Here is a 20,977-nt window from a genome sequence, read left to right as displayed (position 1 = left end):
AAGGTGTCCTCAAGAACCAGCGTGTCGCCGGCCTTGAATTTCTTGCTCGACAGCAGCGACGCAAACGCGCTGGAGACATCCTGACCCGCGGACCAGCCGAGGTCAGACGAATGCCAAACGGTCATGTGATTTCCTTTCACTGGCAATCAGCCGCCGAGTGGTGCGGCCGACACTCTTACATTCCGAAACAGCACTGACCGGGGGCGGGCCCTGGAGACGGGCCTGAAGCACCGGGACAGATCCCGGATGCTGCAGATGTCTCAGCTCCCTCACCGCCGGAAAGCGGACTGGTAAAAACCTTGCAGCGACCTAGTTGCCGCCAGCCTGTGCGAAAAGGCCCGATCGGATCCGGCCGGGAAGCCGGCTTGTTTCAGCCGCTCGCCCCGCAAAACGTTCGCAAAGAACCGCGCAACGGCAGGAACCCGCTCAAGCGCGGGCGTTGAAAGTCTGGGAAAAAGCGGGGTTGTTCTGTAACAGTGGAGCCGGTGTATCCTGCCTCCTGTCACACTTGGGAAGCGGGGCCAGCGGCAAGGCCGCAAGCAAAAACTCTGCCCGCAGAAGCGCTTGGCCGCAGCCTGGCAGAGCGCGGCATCCGGCCCGCAGCATATAATGACCCGAAATTGCGAATCGCAGCCTTTCAGGCCGGGCGGCGCCCGCCCCCCCGGTGCAGAGGCTTTGCAGAGGCTTTGCTTGTGCAGTTTCGGACCGGAAACCTGCCGGCATTGGCGGGCCAAGGCCCGCCTGACCCTAGACCGCGTGCTTTTTCAGCCGCCGCACCCTCTGTTTCTTGCGGACCTGCATCTTCAGTTTCAGCCGCTGTGCGGCCAAGGCGAACAGGGCCGACAGCCGGTCCGGCGCGGAGAGCCCCGGGGTCAGGCAAAGAGCGTTCAGATATTCCCGTGTCAGCCGGCGCGCGGGGCGCGGATCCGCAACCGCATCCGGATCAAACCATTTTGCCACCGCGTCCGGCGTCTTGTTGGCCCGTTGCGAGCCATCCTTATGCAGCCTGCGCTGAAACTGCGGCGCACACTCCAGCCGGACGATATGCCCCAGCAGGGCGCATTCGGCCAGCAGCACATAATCCGAAGCGATATAGCTGCCGATCAGGCGCGTGCGGGCCAGCATGTCCCGCCGGAACATCCCGAACACCGAGGTCACGATCCCCAGCTGGTCCAGTGTTTCATAAAGCCGCCGGGCCGGCGTGCGGGCAGAGGTCTCCACGCAGGCCGCCGCCTTTGCCGCGGCTTCCCGCCCGGCTTCGTCAATATATTTGAACGACGGGTAGACCAGGACTGCCCCGTCACCATGCTCTTCGAACCCCTGCAGGCAGGCCCGCAGAAAGGAGGGGCCCAGAATGTCATCATGGGCCAGCCAGTTGAAATATTCGCCGCGGGCCAGGTGGAAGGTATAATTGTAGTTCTTGGCGGCGCCGATATTGCGCGGCTGCCGCACATAGAGAATGCGCGGATCCTGCTCTGCAAAGCGGCGGCAGATCGCCTCGGTGCCATCGGTTGAGGCATTGTCGGAGATGATCAGCTCGAAGTCCTGAAACTTCTGCGCCAGCACTGATTGAATGGCCTGCTCCAGGTAGTTTTCGCCGTTGTAGACCGGCAGCCCGATGCTGCAGGCCGGCGCCGCGGAAATATCTGTCATCTGCTCACTCGTTTACCGGTACCCATGCTCGACATAGCCCGCCCCGCAAACCCGGCCACCCCGGCGGCCTTGCGCCCGGCAGCGCGGCGGTTCCGGGCGGCCGGGCATTCAGACAAGGCGTGCATTCAGACAAGGACGGAGAACTCAAACGCGTCTCCCGTCAGGCTCAGCCCGTAGACATTGCTGATGACACCGATCAGCTCATCCTGATCGCCGCCGCTGCCGGCCAGCCAGATCGCGGTGCCGCCCGGCAGCCCGGCGGCGTCCTCGGTCAGCACATAATCCGAGCTGGTTCCCGCCAGCCGCACCTTGTCGCCTGCGGTGAAGTCCCAGACATAGCCATAGTCGTCCACGCCGCTGGTGGCGCCATCGCCGTCGTCATAATAGACGGTGCCGTTTTCACCGAAGACAAAGACATCATCGCCGCCATTGCCGGTGAAGACATCCAGCTCTCCCAGCCCCGGCAGCGGAGCGGTTTCATCCACCGCCGCCAGCACCTCGGCGGTATCATCGCCAATGGTCACATCGCCGCCTTCGATTTCGGTGATGTCGATATCGTGGAACTCGATATCATAATGATGGGTGACCAGCGCAAAGGAGCCGGTGATCGGATCGTCATAGCCGATCGTCAGGTCCATCAGCCAGTCCACCGGCTCTGCCGTGCCCTCTTCCCAGACCTTCATCTTGTAGGTCCGGTCAAAGGTGCCCGATTGCTCGACCCGCATCAGGAAATTGAACCGCGTGCCTTCGGCCAGCGCATAGTTGGTATCGCCGGTATTGGGGAAGATCTCGAAGTGCGGGGTGCCGGTATGCTGGTTGTAGAACAGGAACTCCGAGGGGGTGAACCCTCTCAGCGGCTGCCACTGGATGGCGGAATCATCGGTATGGCCGTTCCACCACAGCCCGAACCCGAACAGGCCGCCCACGATAGACATGTCATGCGGGGTGACCGCAACCCGGGCTTCGAAGAAGTCCCATGTGTCATCGCCAAGGGCGATGAACCGGTCGAACCCCAGTTCATCCGGGCGCACCCCATCACCGGTCAGCATCCAGTTGCCGTCGACAACTTGCGCCACGTCCTGGATATTCGTGACCGCGGACCAGTCGATCGAGTAGTTCGGATCCCAGTCGGATCCGCCCTCATACTGGATGGTTACATCCTGCGTGTACGTGGCGCCGTTATCGTATCTGGCAATGATCGACACCACGTCGTCGGCCGCGGTCGGATCCAGTTCGGCATAAGCAATGTCGATGTTGAAATCCCCGGCTTTCTCCAGACGGCGCTGGTCCGGCCCAACTGACAAAGACCGCTCTGCGCCCCCGTTCAGCGTGTAACTCAGCGACACCAGCCCCTCGTCAAACACATCCCCCAGGATATTGACCCAGGTCTGCGGCACTCCTGGCTGGCCGAAGGTCTGTGTTGGCCCGTACCAGACATCAATGACGGGCCCCACGGCAACATTCACGGCTGCAGTATCGCTCAACCCGCCGTCGTCGCTGATCGTGTAAGTAAAGCTGTCCGGCCCCTCATAGCCCGCGTCCGGCGTATAGGTCAGGGTGCCGTCGCCATTGTCGGTCAGGGTGCCGTTGGCCGGATTGGTGAAGCTGCCGAAGGTGATGGGATCGCCATCGGGGTCGCTGTCATTGGCCAGCAGGCCGCTGGTTGCGATCACCAGCGACGCGCCGATGTCCGTGAACCGGATGTCATCCACCGCATCCGGCGCCGTGTTCACCGGCGTGAAGCTGCCGTCCTCATCCGCGATCGGGTCGCTGGCCACCTCGAAGTAATCGACCTGCGCGGTATAGCCCGCGGCCAGCCCGGTATTGCCCGCAAACACCCCGGCCGACGTGGCATTCAGCGCATGGGTGAAGCTTACCGCCGTGGTCCAGCTGCTGCCGTCGGCGGAATACTCATAGGTCCAGACATCGCCCGCGCGGTCCACCCGCAGGTATTGCGCATCGCCGGCCTGGATCGTCGCATTGACCCGCGACGACGAGCTGCCGTTCACCGTCACACCGGCAAAAACCCGCAGCACGCTGCCGTCGGAATAGGTGTCGAACCGCACCCAGTTGCCTGCGTCCTGTTCCACCAGGATCCCCTGCATCTGGAACCGGTCCGTCGGCGTGGTCAGAAAGCGCGCTTCGGCCTGGAAATCCTCATCCGCGATGTCCTGCATCGCGCGGGCTGAATTGTTGGTCTTCCAGGCATCGAAATTGCCGTCCGGCGTTATCAGCTCCAGATAGGCGTCGGTGGCGTTGGCGCCCAGCCCCGCCGCCACCCCGGCAGGCCCCTCGACCGTCCAAACCGCAGGATCCAGCGTTCCGCCCGCAAAATCATCCGACACCAGCCCGCTGCCCGCAGCCGGGGCCGAGACCGTCAGGTTGACCGTCGCGGTATCGGTGAGGCCGCTGTCATCAGAGACCGTGTAAGTGAAACTGTCCGGCCCCTCATAACCCGCGTCCGGGGTATAGGTCAGGGTGCCGTCGCCATTGTCGGTCAGGGTGCCGTTGGATGGATTGGTGAAACTGTCGAAGGTGATGGGATCGCCGTCAGGATCGCTGTCATTGGACAGCAGTGCCGCCTCATCGATCACCAGCGCGGTGTCCAGCACCACCGCCAGGCCATCATCCGCCGCCTGCGGCGCCTGGTTGCCCGGCGCCGAGACTGTCAGGTTCACTGCCGCGGTATCCGTGAGGCCGCTGTCATCAGAGATGGTGTAGGTGAAGCTGTCCGGCCCCTCATAGCCCGCATCCGGGGTATAGGTCAGGGTGCCATCGCCGTTGTCCGCCAGGGTGCCATTGGATGGATTGGTGAAACTGTCGAAGGTGATGGGGTCGCCGTCAGGATCGCCGTCATTGGACAGCAGCGTGGCCTCGCCGATCACCAGCGCGGTGTCCAGCACCACCGCCAGTCCATCATCCGCCGCCTGCGGCGCCTGGTTGCCCGGCGTGATGCTGCCGTCCTCGTCTGCAATCGGATCGTGGGCCACCTCGAAGTAATCCACCTGCGCGGTATAGCCGGTGGCCTGGGCGGTATTGCCGGCAAACACCCCGGCCGACGTGGCGGTCAGCGCATGGGTGAAGCTGCCGCCGGTCGTCCAATTGCTTCCGTCGGCGGAGTATTCATAAGTCCAGGTGTCGCCCGCGCGGTCCACCCGCAAGTATTGTGCGTCGCCCGGCTGAATCACCGTACTGATCCGCGACGACGAGCTTCCATTCACCGTCACCGCCGCAAAGATGCGCAGCACGCTGCCGTCGGAATAGGTGTCAAACCGCACCCAGTTGTCCGCATCCTGCTCCACCAGGAGCCCCTGCAGCTGGAAGCGGTCCGCGGGCGTGGTCAGAAAGCGCGCCTCGGCCTGGAAATCCTCATCCGCAATGTCCTGCATCGCGCGCGCCGAATTGTTGGTCTTCCAGGCGTCATAATCGCCGTTCGGTGTGACCAGCTCAAGATAGGCATCACTGGCATTGCTGGCCAGATTGGCCGAAACGCCCGCAGGGCCTTCGATGCTCCACACTGCCGGATCCAGGCTGCCGCCCGCAAAATCATCCGACACCAGCCCGCTGCCCGAGGCAGGCGTGCCGATGGTGAAGTCGAAGACAACCTTGGCAGGCGCCGAAATTCCGTCGCTGAGGCCGAGCTCAAACCCGTCCAGCCCGTCGGTCCCGGCAGTGGTGGCAAAGGAAACCAGCCCCTGGTTCACATCCGCCTGGGTAAAGCTGCCGCCTGCCGCCAGATCGGTGCCGTTCAGCCGCAGCACGCCCAGTGCCGGGGCGGTGACCAAGGTATAGACCAGCTCAGCTGCGCTTTGCTCGGTATCTGTGGCCGAGAGCAGCGCGGCATCGATGGCCAGCGTTTCGCCCGCGTTCATGACCGCGGACTGCTCCCGGTGCTGCAGCAGCACCGCCACGGTGGCATCGGTCTTGCTGGCGGCGATCACATCAACCAGCCCGTCCTGGTTCACATCGGCCGGCATCGGCGTGTAGGCCCCCACGGCATTGCTGTCGATGGTGATGGCGCCAAAGACGCCGCTGCCGTTGTTCTCCAGGAACCGCACGCTGTTGTCATTGACGCTGGCGGCCAGCAGGTCGATGTCGCCGTCATTGTCGACATCCTCGGCAATCACCGACCGGACGCCGCCGACGTTGTTTGCCAGCACGGTCCTGGTAAAGCCGCTGCCGGTGTTAAAATAGCCGATGACCAGATTGTTCAGCTTGGCCGCTGCAGCCAGGTCAATCAGCCCGTCGCCGTTCAGGTCGGCGGCGGTGACGTAATAGGCGCCATCGGCGGTGTTATCGACCACCTGCTTGGTGAAATTCTGGCTGCCGTCGTTGACATAAAGCGCAACCGTGTCATCGCCATGGCTGGCGGCCAGTATGTCAAGGTCGCCGTCTGCATCGATATCAATTGAAACCGCTGTCTTGGCCTCAATCGCATTGCTGTCGAGCACCCGCTCGGTGAAATTCTGGGCGCCGTCGTTCTCGTACCAGGCAATGGTGTTTGAATCCTGGCTGGCGGTCACCAGATCAAGGTCGCCGTCACCGTCCATATCCGCCGCTTCGATGAAATGCGCCCCGTCCTTGGCGGCGATCGTGTGGCGCTGAAAGCTGCCGCTGCCGTCATTTTCGTACCAGACATACAGATCGTCGCGGTACCCGCCGGCCAGAATGTCCGGATCGCCGTCCTGGTCGAGATCGGCAACCGAGGCCGGATAAGAGGACTCCAGCGCGGTATCGATGACATGCGCGGTGAAATTCTCCGCGCCGTCGTTCTCAAACCAGACAACTGAATCGTTCTGCTCGGAGGTGGCAACCACGTCGATGTCGCCGTCCCCGTCGAAATCCGCCCCCAGCCCGACGTGGGTCAGCGGCATGGCGGTTGACACGATAACCTTGCTGAAAACCGGCGTGCCGGTTGTCAGCACCGGGGCATCCTGGGCAATGGGGCCGCCGCCGGGGCCGGAGGCCGTCAGCGTCACGGTGGCTGTCACGCTGTCGGTTCCATCACTGAGCGTGTAGCGGAAGCTGTCGGAGCCGGAGGCCCCGGCATCCGGCGTATAGGAGAACGACCCGTCCGCGTTGAGGGCCACGGTTCCGCTGGCCGCCTGCGTTTCCAGGGACACCGTCAAGGGGTCGCCGTCGAGGTCGCTGTCATTGCTCAGCACGCCGCCGCCGGCATCCACTGTCAAACTGCCGTCCGGCGCGAGCAGGTAATTGTCATTCTGGGCAACAGGCGCCGTGTTTGCCGGGGTGATGCTGCCGTCCTCATCGGCGATCGGGTCGCCGGCCACCTCGAAGTAATCCACCTGCGCGGTATAGCCCGCGGCCTGCGCGGTATTGCCGGCAAACACCCCCGCCGACGTGGCATTCAGCGCGTGGGTGAAGCTCACCGCCGTGGTCCAGCTGATGCCGTCGGCGGAATATTCATAGGTCCAAGTGTCGCCCGCGCGGTCGACCCGCAGGTATTGCGCCTCCCCTGCCGGGATCACCGCTCTGACCCGCGAAGACGAGGAGCCATCGACCGTCACCCCGGCAAAGACCCGCAGCACATTGCCGTCGGAATAGGTATCGAACCGCACCCAGTTGCCTGCGTCCTGCTCCACCAGGATCCCCTGCAGCTGGAAGCGCTCGGTGGGGGTGGTCAGAAAGCGCGCCTCGACCTGGAAATCCTCATCCGCGATGTCCTGCATCGCGCGGGCCGAATTGTTGATCTTCCAGGCGTCGTAATTGCCGTCCGGCGTCACCAGCTCAAGATAGGCATCCGTGGCGCTGGCGCCCGTACTGGCCGAGACTCCGGCTGGACCTTCAACAGTCCAGACCGACGGATCCAGCGGCCCGCCGCTGAAATCATCTGATGAAAACACGTAACTTCCCCCAAAAAAAACTCGTAACCCCGGCGGCTCTGCAGGCCGCCTGCCCATTTAACTAACTAGGCCCGTTTCCCCGGTGTCCAGGCGGCCGCAAAGGGGACAAAACACTTTGCGTATGGCGCAACATAATACCACAGCCCCTCTCAAACGCCAATTGCGCAGACAATGCGCCCCCGGGGCGGTTTCACGCCTGGGTTCCCTGCCGCCAGGGCGCCGGCTGCGGCTTTTTTTGCTTCTGCGGGCGCCGCCGGAACCTCCCGGAGAGTTGACTCAAACCCAAGCAGGAGCCACAATATTTATTAAGGTTTTATCAGCTGGTGTTTTTAAAACACCCTGAGGGCGGGGGGGAAAGCCAACAGAGACGGCAAAAAAATTAAGCCGCCGCTGCTGATTTACAGCCTGATCGACCTAGTTGTGTTCGACTAAACCAAAGTACCAGTGAAGTAGAGTAAAATGACAGATCATACAGATAAGCCGGAGTCTCCTGAACGCAGGGAAATTCTTCAGAAAGCAGGGCGTTTTGCAGCTGTCACAACGCCTGCCGTGACCTTCCTTCTCTCCACCAGCCTGTCATCCGAGGCTGTCGCAAAGTCCGGCGGCAAGCCGAAGAAGAAGAGAAGGAAGAAGAGGAAGGGCCGCAAGAGACGCCGTAAGAGCCACTATCACTAGGTTTTGCGGACGGGCCCGGCGGAGGATATCCGCCGGGCCTCTGACTATTGCTGCCTTTGTTTTTTCAGAAAGGGTATTTCTTGGACCTCGCTCAAATTATGGCCGTTCCTGATGTGCGCCTCGCAAGCGCCGGAAGCCGCCATTTTTTGTTTCTGCCTCAGAACCAGAAGCTGTTCTACGCGTCTGACACGACCGTGGCCTTGTGGCCCCGGCTGGCGGCCGGGCTCAGCGTGGCGGACTTCGTCTGCGCCGCCTCGGCGGGCGGCGGCGATGGCCGGCAGACGCTGATGGAGCTGCTGGAGGCGGGGGCTGTGCGCTATCTGGCGCCGCGCTCCGGGCCGGTTCCGGTCACCGCGCGCCTGTGCCTGTCGATCGGCGGCCATGTCACCGGGATTTGCTGCACCGGCGGAAAAACCGCTGATATGGTGCGCAGCCTCTTCGGGCATCTGCTGGTGGCGGACAGGCCTGCGGCGGACCAGCTTGTCCTTGTCGAGGAGCCGTCGCGGGCCGGGCTGGCCTGGGCCGGGGAAGACCCGGACTGGCACCGCTGGGACGAAATCGGCGCCGCCCTGAAGTACCTGCTGACAACGCAGGTTCTGGAGGCGTCGGAGGATCCGGTGCTGCACACCGCAACCGTTTCCGCGGCCGGCCAGCACATGCTGCTGTGCGGCGATCCCGGCAGCGGCAAGTCGACCCTGTCGGTTGCGCTGCACGGAGAGGGCTTCAGCCTGGAGGGGGATGATCTGGCGGTGCTGCGCCACGGCGGCGAGGTGATGTCCCTGCCCCTGCCGGCGACGCTGAAATGCGGCTCGCTGCCGCTTCTTGCGCCGCGCCTGCCGGGGCTTGAGGACCGCCCCGCCTATCTGCGGCCGGACGGCAAGCGGGTCCGCTACCATGCCCTGGACGCCGGGGCATTCCCGGCGCGCCCCGTCCGCTGCGTGCTGTTCCTGCAGCGCAGCCCGGACAATCCGGCCGGGCTGGAGCCTGTCACCGCCGAAGAGGACATCATCCGGATGATGCTGGCATCCTGCTGGTCTGCGGACGACCGCCTGTCGGGGGACGGCTTTGAGTCCCTGGCGGCGCTGATACGCTCCGCGCGGTTTTTCCGGGCCCGGCATGACGGGCTTGAGCACGCCAGCAGCCTGGCCCGGGAGGCCTGGCGCCTGGCCGGGAGCGGCTGATCAGATGCCTGTTTTGCCCCCGACTGCGCTGGAATCTTTGTCGCACTGCCTGCAGGGGCGGGTGCCCCGGGACGCGGACTGGGAGCAGATCATCGGCTGCGCCAATGAACACCTTGTCGGCCCGCTGCTGTACAGGCGGCTGGTCCAGTCCGGCCAGGCCGGGCAGGTTGACCCCGAGGCCCTGAGCTACCTGGCCTCGGTGGACGCCGCCAACATCACCCGCAACACAATGCTGAAAGCCCAGCTTGACGAAGTCCTGACGGCGCTGACGGCAGAGGGGCTGGAGGCGGGCCTGATGAAGGGGGCGGTCAATCTGTTCCAGGCCGCGGACGCCGCCGATGTGGCGCGGATGTCCTTTGACCTGGATATCGTGACCAGCCCGGATCAGGATGCCGCTGTCGAAAGCGTTCTGAGCCGCCTTGGCTATGAAAAATTCCCGGACAGCCGGAACCAGTATTCCCTGGGCAGTTATTTCCGGGCGGATGTTGCCGGCGCATTGGACATCCATCACCGGATCCCGGAACGCTATTTCGGCACGATCAGCGCCCGCGACATAAAAGAGCAAAGCCGCCTGGTGCCGTTCGGTGCCGGCGCCGTGCGGATCCCGAATGCCCATTTGCGCCTGGTGACCAACCTGGCGCATGACATGCTGCACGACCGCGGCGTGTTCTCGGGCTTTGCCCACCTGCGCTATCTGATCGACCTGATCGAGCTGTGCGCGGATCCCGCGGATCCGGCCGGCTGGCAGCGGGTCGAGGAGAAGTTCTCCACCTACCGGTTCAAGCTGGGGCTGGAATTGCAGTGCCGCCTGATCCGGCACCTGTTTCCCGGAGCGGGGTTTCCCGAAGGCCCGCGCAGCCTCGCGGGCTGGGCGCTGCATCAGCGCAGGCTGCTCAGGTCGCGGCTGCCCCGGCTTGCGGAGCTGGAATGGCAGATGATCCTGCGGCTGCGGCAGACCCGGTTCTGGCTGTGGCTGCGCCAGCCAAGGTAAGGCCCGGGGCAAAACCGCGGCGGCGGGCCTGCATCCGGCCCGGCACAGCGGCGCCTCTCACTCCGGGGGCCTCTGCCCTCCGGGGCCGGGCCGCATCCGGCGGCGGGCCGGCCTGAGCGGGTCAGGCTACTCGAACAGGCGGCGCTGGGGCACCACAATCACATCGCCCGGCACCAGGACCGTGCTGCCGGAAATGCCGCTGCCGCCATTGGTGCGGTAATTGTAGAGATAGATCTTGTTGCCCCGGCGCAGCTGAATCCGCTTGTCAGCGGCAAACCGGGTCAGACCGCCCGCCTGGGCAAGCGCCTGAAGCAGGGTTGTGCTGCGGCTGGCCTCCAGCATGCCGGGGGTGGTGATCTCCCCCATCACGTAAACGGCGCGCACGGCGCGGGGGACAACCACAGCGGACTGCACCGCAGGCTCCGCCAGCGCATCGACCGACACAAACACCCGCGGCTTGGCGGCAAAATTGGGCGTCAGGGCATTTGTCAGATCATTCCGGACCTGATCGACCGTCCGCCCGGCCGCGGCCACGCCGCCGGCCAGCGGGAACGTGATGGACCCGTCCGGCAGCACCAGCGTGCTGCGGCTCAGGCTGTCATCTTCAAGCACTTCGACGCGCAGCGTATCGCCGGTCTTTATCTTGTAGCCGCTTTGCGCCTGCGCGCCTGCAGCCAAAAGCAGCGCCGTGAAAAAACCGAATATCAACTTGAACATAGCAGACCTCCCTGAGGACAAAAATTTGAAAACAGATCCCTGCGAAACCGCCCGGCCGGCTGCACCTGAACCGGTCCGGCACAGTGCCCGGGGAAATCAGGGCGGCGCTTTGATCCTATCAATCCTCATTCATACCCTCCATAGTGGCATATGCACACTTTGAGATAGCAAAACACCAGGGCGGGGTTCCGCCCTAGCCTGCGATGACCGCAAATTCCGGCCGCAGCCCCGCGGCCTGAACCTGCGCAATGATTTCATCCTCGTACAAGGCGTTCGAGATCAGCACCATGGCGGGGCAGAGGCTGGCCAGCTGCTCCGGTGCAACGACCGGCAGGGCGACCCCGGGCGCAATCCGCTGGTGCTTGCGGGTGTTCAGATCGACAAAGGCCGCCAGCCCGCCCGCCGCCTCCCCCAGGGCATTGGCAAAGGTGATCCCCTTCGACCCGGCGCCCCAGATGACGATGCTGCCGCTGCGGCCCTGCAGTTTGCTGCGCCACCGCTGCAATTCCGCATCCGCCGCCTGCCCGAAGGCCCGGGCAGATGCGCAGACCTGCGCCGCCCCCGGGTCCAGATAGTCCGGCTGCGGCCGGGCCGGGACGGCCTCGGCCATCAGGAACTGGCCGCCATAGCCGGTGCGGACCGACACCGGATCGAACCCGGCCCGGCGGAACAGGGCGGTGAGGGCCGGCGCGCTCCAGTAGCCCACGTGCTCATAGATCACGTCCCACATCGAGACCGTCTCCAGCATCCAGCCGGCATTCGGCACTTCGAAGTAAACCGGGACATCCCGGCTGCCGATGGCGCGGCGGATATCGCTGAGCAGGGCAAGCGGGTCGTCCAGATGCTCCAGCACGTGGCGGCACAGGATCGCGTCAAACGGCCGGTCCAGCTGCCCGGAGCGGAAGTATTCACCGACAATTTCAACGTTATCGCGGGCGGTGAAGGGAGACGGCGCGCCCGCCATCGAGGGATCGAAACCGGTGGCCGAGGCCACCCCGTTTTGCGCCAGCAGATCCAGCATATAGCCGTCGCCGCAGCCGATCTCGATCACATGCTTGCCCGCCAGCCCGTGCCGCGCCACAAGCCCGGCCGCCAGCTCTGCGGCAAAGGCCTGGAAGCGGGGCGAGAAATGCAGCGCGTTCTCGTAGCCGGGCGCATAGGCCATGCGCGCAGGCTCAAAGGCGCTGTTCCAGATGAACCCGCAATCGGTGCAAAGCTGCAGATCCACGGTCCCGGCAGGCGCCGCCCGCGCCGCCGCCCGGTCCGGCCACAGCTGATTGCAGATCACCGGAACGCTCTCCAGCCTGAAAATGCCCTGCGCCTTCTGCGCGGCGCAGAGCGGGCAGGCTATGGCGGCTGCGGCCCTCATACCGCCACCAGCTCAGGGGTGAGGCCCATGGCCGACAATTGCGCCCCGATCTCGGACAGGTAGACCGGGTTCATGACGATCACGGTATCGGGCGGCGCCGCCTGCAGGCTGTCCGGGGCGCTGACAGGATGGCCGGTGCCGGGCAGGTATTTGCCCTGTTTGAACGGGTTGATGTCGATGACCTGCGCCACTTCCTCCCCAAGGCCGTTGGTGGTCAGGAAAGACACGCATTTCGAGCCGCCGCCCCAGATGGCCACCCGCTTGCCGGCGGCATGGCGGCTGCGCACGAACTCCGTCCAATAGCGCCGGACCTCTGCCGCCTTTTGCGGGAACCGGGCCGCCAGGGCGCGCACGGTCTCCAGGTCGTCCTCCTGCGGCAGCGCCGGGCGGCCTGCCGCAGGGGCCGCGTACTGGATGATGTACTGGCCGTCATAGGCCAGATACAGCCCGGTCACATCAAAGCCCGCGCGCCGGAACAGCCGCGCGTGGCTGCCTTGCGTGAAATAAGAGCAATGCTCGTAATAGATGTCCCAGAAGGCGCCTTCCTGCAGCACCCGCTGCACATCCGGCGTTTCAAAGAACAGGCCCGCGGCGGCGTGCCCGTCCAGCACCTGCACGATGTCCTGCATAAAGCGGCCGACCTCGGGGATATGCTCCAGGGTGTGGCGGCAGACAACGAAATCGGGCGGCGCGGTTATGGTGGCGGGATCGAAGAATTCGCGCTGGAACCTGATCTCCTGGCCCTGCGCCCCGGGCAGGCGCTCTGGGATGAAGCCGGGGTCGACCCCCAGCCCGAGGGTGCCGGTCTGGCGGGCAAGCTCTTGCAGGAACTCGCCCTTGCCGCAGCCGATTTCCAGGGTCCGCTTGCCCTTCAGGTCATAAAGGGACGCCGCTTCCGCCGCCAGATCCCGGGCAAACCGGTTGAAGGTGCCGGAGAAATGCTGGCTCTCCTCGGTGGCGGAGGCATAGTCGACCAGCGACAGGTCGAACACGGAATTGAAGATGAAGCCGCAGCCGCCGCAGAACATCAGCACCAGCGGATGGCGCGGAAACTGCCGCGCCGCTTCCGCGCTCTCCAGCAGGATGCAGCTTTGCACCGGGATGGCGTCCAGCCGGTAGATCTCCGTCAGGTCCCGGCTGCTGCAGGCCGGGCAGGCGCTCTTGCCGCTCATCTGCTGCTGTCCTGTTCCGGGGCGCTGACAATTTCGAGGTCGGGGATCGGGACGACGAATTTCCCGCCCGCCTCCAGAAAGGCGCGCTGCTGGCGGATGATCTCATCGCGGAAATTCCACGGCAGGATCATCACGTAATCCGGCTTGTCCTGCATCAGCTTTTCCGGCTCGTCGATCCGGATCCGCACGCCGGGCATGTATTTGCCCTGCTTGTGGATGTTCTTGTCCACCGCATATTCGATGGCGCGGTCGTTCAGGTTCAGGAAGTTCAGCATGATGGTGCCCTTGGCGGCGGCGCCATAGGCCGCGATGCGCTTGCCGTCGGCCTTTAGCGTGCCCACCAGCTTGCGGGCCTGGTCGCGGAAGGCGCGCACCCGGGCGCCGAAGGTCTTGTAATACTCGAACCGGTCGAGCCCCAGCGCGTGCTCTTCCGCCAGAATGCCCTGCACCGCGTCCGTGACCGCGGCGCATTTGCTGAAATAGAGCCGCAGCGACCCGCCGTGGATCGGCAGGCGGCGGACATCGTTCAGGTACAGCCCGTGCCGCTCGAACAGCGCCTTGGCGGATCCGGCCGAGAAGTAGCACAGGTGCTCGTGGTAGATGGTGTCGAATTCGATGAAGTCGATCATGTCGCGGACATAGGGGAATTCAACGACAACGGTGCCGTTGTCCGCCAGCAGGTCCGCCATTCCGGCCACCAGGTCGTTCTGGTCCGCCACATGGGCCACCACGTTGTTGGCGATAATCACATCCGCCCGCTTGCCCTGGGCGCGCAGGCCGGCGGCAACGCGGGTGCCGAAGAAGTCGACAACCGTCTCGATCCCCTTTTCGCGCGCCGCCTTGGCGGGCTGGCTGGCGGGGTCGATCCCCAGGACCTGGATGCCCTGCGCCTGGAAATTCTGCAGCATGTAGCCGTCATTGGAGGCGATCTCGGCCACCAGGCTGTCCGGGCCCAGGCCGTGCGTTCTGATCAGCTCCTCCGCGTTTTCCCGGGAATGTTTCAGCAGATCCTCGGAATAGGAGGAGAAATAGACATAGTCGTCGCCGAACATCTCTTCGGCCGGGCGGGTTTCCAGCAGCTGCACCAGGGTGCAGCCCGGGCAATAGCCCAGCCGCAGCGGCACCAGGGTTTCCGTCTGCGCCGGCCCGATGGCCTCCAGCAGCCCGTCCGAGCGCGGCATCCGCCCCAGGTCGAGGATCGGCTCCAGCCCCTGGTGGCCGCAGGAGATGCACTGCGCCCGGGTGCTGTCGGAGGAAAACTCCGACTGCTCTGCGTCCGGGGTCTCCTGGGGGCGGGCGGCTTCGCCCGCCGGGGTATGCTTCAGGGTGACATCAATGATATCTTCGGCAATCAGCTTCTTGATATGGCCGATGCGCTGATAGCGCGGCCCCTCGAATTCCTCCAGCGTCAGCTTCTGCGCCTGATAGGCGTCATACAGCGACTGCGCCCCGCGGCGCGCATCCCACTGCGGCTTGAACTGCGGCATCACGCGCTGGATCTTGTCGCAGTTCACCCGGTAGGACCGCTTGTCCGGCCCGGCGCCCTCGGCAAAGGTGACCTTGCAGCCCGGCACCACATCCGCGACGATCTCCGCCAGCTCGCGGATCTGGTAATTGTGCCCGGTCACGCCGACATTGAACGCCTCGTTGCGGATTTTCTCAGGTGCCGTTTCGAGCGTTGCCAGGAAGGCGCGGCTGATGTCCTCGATATGGGTGATCGGCCGCCACGGCGTGCCGTCGGACTTCATGTGGATATTGCCGGTTGTCACCGCCCAGGCGACAAGGTTGTTCAGCACCAGATCGAACCGGATGCGCGGGCTGACGCCATAGGCGGTGGCAGAGCGCAGGAAGGTCGGGCAGAAATCGCCGCCGGCCAGCTCCGCCAGCGCCAGCTCCGACTTCACCTTGCTTTCGCCGTAGGGGGTGACCGGGTTGAAGGCGCCGGTCTCGTCGATGAAATCCTCCCCCGATGCGCCGTAGTTGGAGCAGGAGGAGGAAAACACGAACCGCTGCACCCCCGCCGCCTTGGCGGCGCGGGCCACTTTCATGGTGCCTTCGAAATTGATGTCATAGGTGGTTTCCGGGCGGAAATCGCCCAGCGGATCGTTGGACAGCGCCGCCAGATGCAGAACCGCATCGAACCCCAGCAGGTCCGCGGTCTCGACATCGCGGATGTCCTTGCGGATCGTTGGCACCTGCGGCATGTCCCCGCCCGGCTCAAAGGTGCAGCGCTCGTAAAGATCGCTGTCAAGGCCGGTCACCTCATGCCCCGCCGCCATCAGCATCGGGGTCAGCACGGTTCCGATATAGCCCCGGTGGCCTGTCACCAATACGCGCATGTTCACTTCTCCCAAACCGCCCAGGGGCGCTGACCGGAATTCCAGAGTTTCTGCAGGATGTGCTTGTCGCGCAGCGTGTCCATCGCCGCCCAGAAGCCGTCGTGGCGGTAGGCCATCAGCTGGCCGTCCCTGGCCAGGTTTTCCAAGGGCGCGTGCTCGAACATCACCATGTCGCCTTCGATGTAGTCGAACACCTGCGGCTCCAGCACAAAGAAGGCGCCGTTGATCCAGCCCTCGGCGGTCTGCGGCTTTTCCTCAAAGGCGGTGACCTGGTCGCCTTCAAACCGCATGTGGCCGTAGCGGGCGGGCGGGCGCACCGCGGTGATGGTCGCCAGCTTGCCGTGGTAGCGGTGAAAGGCCAGCAGCTTGTCGAGGTTCACATCGGACACCCCGTCGCCCCAGGTCAGCATGAAGGTTTCGTTGCCCAGGTGCGGCTGCAGCCGCTTGACCCGGCCGCCGGTCAGCGTTTCATCGCCGGTTTCGATCAGATCGACGGTCCAGGGGGCATGCTCCTGGTCATGGCGCACCACCGGGTCGGGGCGCCCCATATTGACGGTGATACTGCCCGCCAGCGTGCCGTATTCGGCAAAGTAGCGTTTGATGTAATCGCCCTTGTAGCCCAGGGCGACGGAGAAATCGTTATACCCGTAGTGGGAGTATATCATCATAATATGCCAGAGGATGGGCATCCCGCCGATTTCCACCATCGGCTTCGGCCTGACGGAGGTCTCTTCTGCCAGACGGGTCCCCTTGCCGCCGGCAAGAATAGCCACTTTCATAAAACGTCTCCCTTGATGGAGTTACTGGAAACACTGGTATCCGGGCCGGGCACGGGCCGGACGGTTTCTGCCAGCGCAGCGCCATGCTGCGCCCCTCCCCTTTCCTGGGACGGCGGAGAAACAAAAACGCTGGCCGCGGACAGAGCCGGAGCAAATTCTTCCGGCATTTCGCAACACAGCATACGGATCAATCTCGACCTTAGCAGAACCACTTAGACCCCCGGCAGGGGCAGAATATTTACCCCCTTGACGGAACGGTAATCCGAAACCTTCACAAGTAAAGGCCGGCACCGGCTGCCGGGCTTTGCGGCCGCCGCCTGCGGGGGCGCCGCGCAGGGCTTTGCGCGGCGTTGCGGCCGCGCGGCGACCGCAACGCCGCGGTGCCAGAGCCGCTGATTTTTGCCGTATTGCCCGGATGCGCTATTCTTTACCCGGTTGGAAACAGCCCCGCCGGCCCCGAAGGCAGACAGGGCGCTCCGCTTGAGCCAGGGGGCTGCAACGCCGCATTTGCCACCGTAAGAAAAGGAGTTCCGATGCTTTATGCTTCTGCCCGCATCAGCCCACAGGCCATCGGCGCTTTCCTGGCCTGCGGCCTTTGGGCCGCGGGCGCCGGGGCGCAGGAATTCCGGCCGCCGCCATTTTATTCGTCCGGCCTCGGCTGGTCCGCGGGTCAGGATATCTCCGGCGCGTTTGCGGATCTGCTGTCGAACAACACGTTCAAGGCCGGCGGCACGCTGGTTCTTGAGGACACCTACAAGATCTCGGGGTCGAACCTGCGGCTGCCGGAGAATTTCACCCTCACCGCCACCCGGGGCGCGGGGCTGGATGTGCGCACCACCTCGGCCACCGACACCTCAGCGCTGTTCCTCCTGTCCAGCGGGGTGACGGTGGACACCGTGACGTTCGACGTGGTGAACGCGCCGGAAACCGGCTACAGCGGCGCCAAACCGGTGTCAGGCACCGATTACCACACCAAGCGCGTCCTGGTGGTCGACGGCGATGGGGCCACCGTCCGGAACAGTTCGTTTTCCGGCAATGTCTCGATGCATATCGACGTGCGGAACGGCGACCGGTTCACCTTGGACAAAAGCTCTTTCGACGGCGGCTTCTACCAGGTCCGCATCGTCGGCGGCGATGATGCCAAGGTGACCGGCAGCCATTTCAAGAACTCGCTGGGCGACGGCATCAAGACCACCGCCACCCCCACGGGCGACGGGCCTGAGCGGATGACGGTGTCGCACAGCTTCTTTGAAGGCAACGCCCGCGACGGGCTGGACACCGCGGGCGGCTTCAAGGACGGCCAGGTGCGGAATTCGGTGTTCCACGGCAACGGCGTCAGCGGCATCGACATCAAGAGCCTGTACAAATCCCGCTCGGATTTCGACCCCAGCAAGCAGAACCACAACATCCGCATCTCGGGCAGCGAGTTCATCGACAATTCCAACGGGATTGTCGTCACCGTTCTCAACCGCAACGGCCTCTTGACTGAAGACAACGCGCATCTGATGCCGCACGGCATCCTGGTCAGCGACTCGATCTTCGAGAGCACCACCGCAAAAAACACCCGCGCCTTCCTGATCAAGGACGGCTATGACATCAGCTGGGAGGGGATCTCCCTGCTCGGCAATGTCAGCGAACTGCGCTTTCTGGGGGCCGAAGCGCCCAGCCTTTCCGGCACGAACATCGGCGGCACGATCGCTGCAAACGGCGCGCCCAGGCGCTAGACCGGCGGCCCGGGAGCCTTTCAGAACAGGAAATCATCCGCGTCCAGCTGGCCGGGGCGCAGGTCCTCCAGGAAGATCCTGCCCGACCCGGTGCCGATCAGCGTGCCGCCGTCCGCCCGGCTGATGTTCAGGCCGTCAAACCCGTCCGCCGCCGCCCCGCCCAGGTCGATCAGGTCCGTGCCCGGCACGAAATCCGCGACCGTGTCGCGGCCGTGGCCGCGGGCAAAGACAAAGACATCGGCACCGCCCTGCCCGGCCAGCTTGTCGTTGCCGCCGCCGCTCTTCAGCAGGTCATCGCCGCTGCCGCCCTGGAGGATATCGGCACCGCCGCCGCCGATCAGCCGGTCATCGCTGCCGCCGCCCTTCAGCAGGTCGCTGCCGCCGTTGCCCTTGAGGATATCGGCGCCGCCGCCGCCCATCAGCCGGTCCTCGCCGCTGCGGCCCTTCAGCAGATCGTTGCTGCTGCCGCCCTTGAGGATGTCGTTGCCGCTGCCGCCGTCCAGCCGGTCGCTGCCGCTGCCGCCCTTCAGCAGGTCATCGCCGCTGCCGCCCTTGAGGGTATCGGTGCCGCCGCCGCCCGCCAGCCGGTCACCGCCCGCCAGACCGTCCAGCAGGTCGTTGCCGCCGGTGCCCGCGATCCGGTCGCTGCCGCGGCCGCCGTAAAACCCGCCGCCGGGCAGGGTCACGCCGGGGTCCTGCCGCTCCGGGAAGGCAAACTGCAGCGAGGGACCGAACACATCCTCCAGCGCCAGCGCGCCGCCGCCCTCCTGCACCAGCAGGATCCGGGTCTCCCCCGCTTCGATCTCGATGCCGGAGCTGCGCCCGCGGGTGTTCAGCCCGGCGGCGCTGTAAAGGCCCTCGAACAGCGACAGGTCCAGCCGGTCCTCGCCGGGGGTGAAGCCGCGCACCGTCACCGCTCCGGCGGCCGGGTTGATGACAAAGACATCGGCGCCGCGGCCGCCGTCCAGCGTGCCGCCGCGGGCCCCTGCCACCAGCACGTCGTCGCCGGCCCCGCCAAAGATGTCCGCGCTGCTGCGGCCGCCGTCCAGCACGTCATTGCCGGCGCTGCCGTCCAGCCGCGCCGCGCCCGCCGCCGCCAGCCGCACATCGCCCAGATCCGCCAGCGGCAGGGTGAACTGGCTGATGCCGCCCTCAGTGCCGGAGGCGGCAAAGACCTGCAGCGCGCCGCCCGCAACCGCCGCTTTCAGCGCGGTCACGTTCTGCAGCCCGGGCATATGCTCCAGGCTCTGCAGGTGGATCAGCCCGGCCTCCGGCGCCAGGGTGAACAGGCTCAGGCCGCCGTCATTGCCCGCTGCCAGCACCAGGAGATGGCCCTCCGCCTCCACCACCTCCAGCGCCGCGACGCCGCCAAAGCGGGTCAGCGCGGTGTCCATCAGCTGGGTCTCGAACCGCAGGTCCCCGTCCGCCTTCACCTGCACCAGGGTGAGCGAGCTGCTGCCCGCGGCGCCGATCAGCGCCCAGGCCTTGCCGCCGGACTCAAAGCTTTCCAGCGCGGTGATGCCGGAGACGGACAGCCCCTGCGCCGCGCCCAGATCATCGGCCGGGGCCAAGGCGCCGGTGGCGGCATCGGCGCGGTAGCTGTGCAGGCCTTGCGCATCCGCCGCCAGCAGCACCGGGCCGCCCGGCGCCTGCACCGTGGCCAAGAGCGCCGCCGGATCCAGCCGGTATTCGCTGCTGCCGCCCGCAGCCGCGGCGGCGCCCTGCACACCGCCCGCCGCATCCAGCTGCCAGCCCTGCACACCGCCCGCCGCATCCAGCTGCCAGCCCTGCAGCGCGCCGTTGGCGGCCCCCACCGCGTAAAACGCCGATTTGCCGCCCGCCAGCTCCAGCAGCGCCACCGCGCCAAAGCCGCCCGCATCGGCGCCTGCCAGCGCCTCGCGCTGCTGGCCGCCCAGGCTGCCGCCGCCCGACAGCTCATAATAGGTCAGCGCGCCCTGGCTGGTCCCCTCCTGCACCAGCCGCACCGCGCCGCCCGCCTCGGCCAGCTGGAACGGGCCGGTGCGCAAGCCGGCCTGGCCGTGCAGCTGCTGGCCCGCCAGCTGCGGCAGGTTGCCATCGCCTGCCAGCTGCCAGCGGCTGATGCCGCCGTTGAGGCCGGTGATGGCATAAAGCACGGCCTGGCCGTCCTGCACCGCGATTTCCAGATCGCGCAGATCGGTGCCGAAAATCAGATCTTCCGTGCCGAACCGTCCGGTGAATGCCAGTGCCATGACCTGCTCCTTTGCGCTTGCGACCGGGGCAGACCCTGGCGGGCCCGCCGGGCGCAAAACGGGAAGCAAAACGGGCAAAATCGGGGACATTGTTTACAGATTGACGACAATTGCGCGAACAGGCCGGGAACGGGGCGGGAACAGGTGGCCCCGCCGGGAGCGCAACGGCGCCCTGCCCGCGGCCGTTGCGCCCCCGGCGCACGCCCCGTTAGCGCCCGCTTGACCCGGCTCTGGCACTCTGGCGCGGATCCCGTTTCCCGCCACTGCCGGAGCCCTTGTTCC

Annotated in this window: 11 protein-coding genes; 3 read left to right on the top strand and 8 right to left on the bottom strand. The window is 65.3% G+C overall.

Translation table 11 applies throughout. The features are described 5' to 3' along the window. Positions 1-747: 747 nt before the first annotated feature. On the bottom strand, positions 748-1,653 hold the full coding sequence (locus ACTRWG_RS16700) for a glycosyltransferase family 2 protein (RefSeq protein WP_259973124.1): 906 nt from the start codon (positions 1,651-1,653) through the stop codon (positions 748-750). Between the two features lie 125 nt (positions 1,654-1,778). Continuing rightward, positions 1,779-7,517, bottom strand: coding sequence for a cadherin-like domain-containing protein (locus ACTRWG_RS16695; RefSeq protein WP_462829641.1), 5,739 nt, complete (start codon positions 7,515-7,517; stop codon positions 1,779-1,781). A gap of 773 nt (positions 7,518-8,290) precedes the next feature. Between ACTRWG_RS16695 and ACTRWG_RS16690 the strand changes: the two genes are divergently transcribed. Together ACTRWG_RS16690 and ACTRWG_RS16685 are read left to right on the top strand one after the other, a co-directional pair. Next, the gene (locus ACTRWG_RS16690) at positions 8,291-9,373 is read left to right on the top strand and encodes a hypothetical protein (protein WP_462829640.1); all 1,083 of its coding nucleotides are present in this window, start codon (positions 8,291-8,293) and stop codon (positions 9,371-9,373) included. 4 nt (positions 9,374-9,377) lie between these two features. After that, complete coding sequence (locus ACTRWG_RS16685) at positions 9,378-10,364, top strand: nucleotidyltransferase family protein (RefSeq protein ID WP_462829639.1); 987 nt, start codon at positions 9,378-9,380, stop codon at positions 10,362-10,364. Between the two features lie 126 nt (positions 10,365-10,490). Here ACTRWG_RS16685 and ACTRWG_RS16680 read toward each other — a convergent pair whose 3' ends face one another. The 5 genes from ACTRWG_RS16680 to rfbF all read right to left on the bottom strand — a co-directional run bounded on the left by ACTRWG_RS16680 (position 10,491) and on the right by rfbF (position 16,740). Then, entirely contained in the window at positions 10,491-11,081 is a 591-nt protein-coding gene (locus tag ACTRWG_RS16680) for a polysaccharide biosynthesis/export family protein (protein WP_259959495.1), read from the bottom strand. 193 nt (positions 11,082-11,274) lie between these two features. Then, on the bottom strand, positions 11,275-12,450 hold the full coding sequence (locus ACTRWG_RS16675) for a class I SAM-dependent methyltransferase (RefSeq protein WP_462829638.1): 1,176 nt from the start codon (positions 12,448-12,450) through the stop codon (positions 11,275-11,277). After that, a complete protein-coding gene (locus tag ACTRWG_RS16670; RefSeq protein ID WP_462829637.1) occupies positions 12,447-13,622 on the bottom strand; it encodes a class I SAM-dependent methyltransferase in 1,176 nt (391 codons plus the stop codon). Before ACTRWG_RS16670 ends, ACTRWG_RS16675 begins: the two co-directional genes overlap by 4 nt. Continuing rightward, positions 13,619-15,961 (bottom strand): NAD-dependent epimerase/dehydratase family protein, encoded by a 2,343-nt coding sequence (locus ACTRWG_RS16665; protein WP_462829636.1) that lies wholly within the window; start codon positions 15,959-15,961, stop codon positions 13,619-13,621. The genes ACTRWG_RS16670 and ACTRWG_RS16665 overlap by 4 nt, the downstream gene beginning before the upstream one ends. Positions 15,962-15,963: 2 nt before the next feature. Then, entirely contained in the window at positions 15,964-16,740 is a 777-nt protein-coding gene (gene rfbF / locus ACTRWG_RS16660; protein ID WP_259959492.1) for a glucose-1-phosphate cytidylyltransferase, read from the bottom strand. Positions 16,741-17,273: 533 nt separating this feature from the next. On the opposite strand from rfbF, the gene ACTRWG_RS16655 reads away from it, so the two are divergent. Next, positions 17,274-18,464 carry a right-handed parallel beta-helix repeat-containing protein gene (locus tag ACTRWG_RS16655; protein ID WP_462829635.1) on the top strand — a complete coding sequence of 397 codons (1,191 nt, stop codon included), beginning with the start codon at positions 17,274-17,276 and terminating at the stop codon, positions 18,462-18,464. Between the two features lie 20 nt (positions 18,465-18,484). Here the strand turns inward: ACTRWG_RS16655 and ACTRWG_RS16650 are convergent, their stop codons facing one another. Continuing rightward, entirely contained in the window at positions 18,485-20,695 is a 2,211-nt protein-coding gene (locus tag ACTRWG_RS16650) for a calcium-binding protein (protein ID WP_462829634.1), read from the bottom strand. Positions 20,696-20,977: the final 282 nt, after the last annotated feature.

This window comes from Leisingera sp. G5_S3_59_S7 (assembly GCF_054968485.1).
Note: the sequence above shows the minus strand (reverse complement) of the source record. Positions and strands in the feature narration are given on the sequence as shown.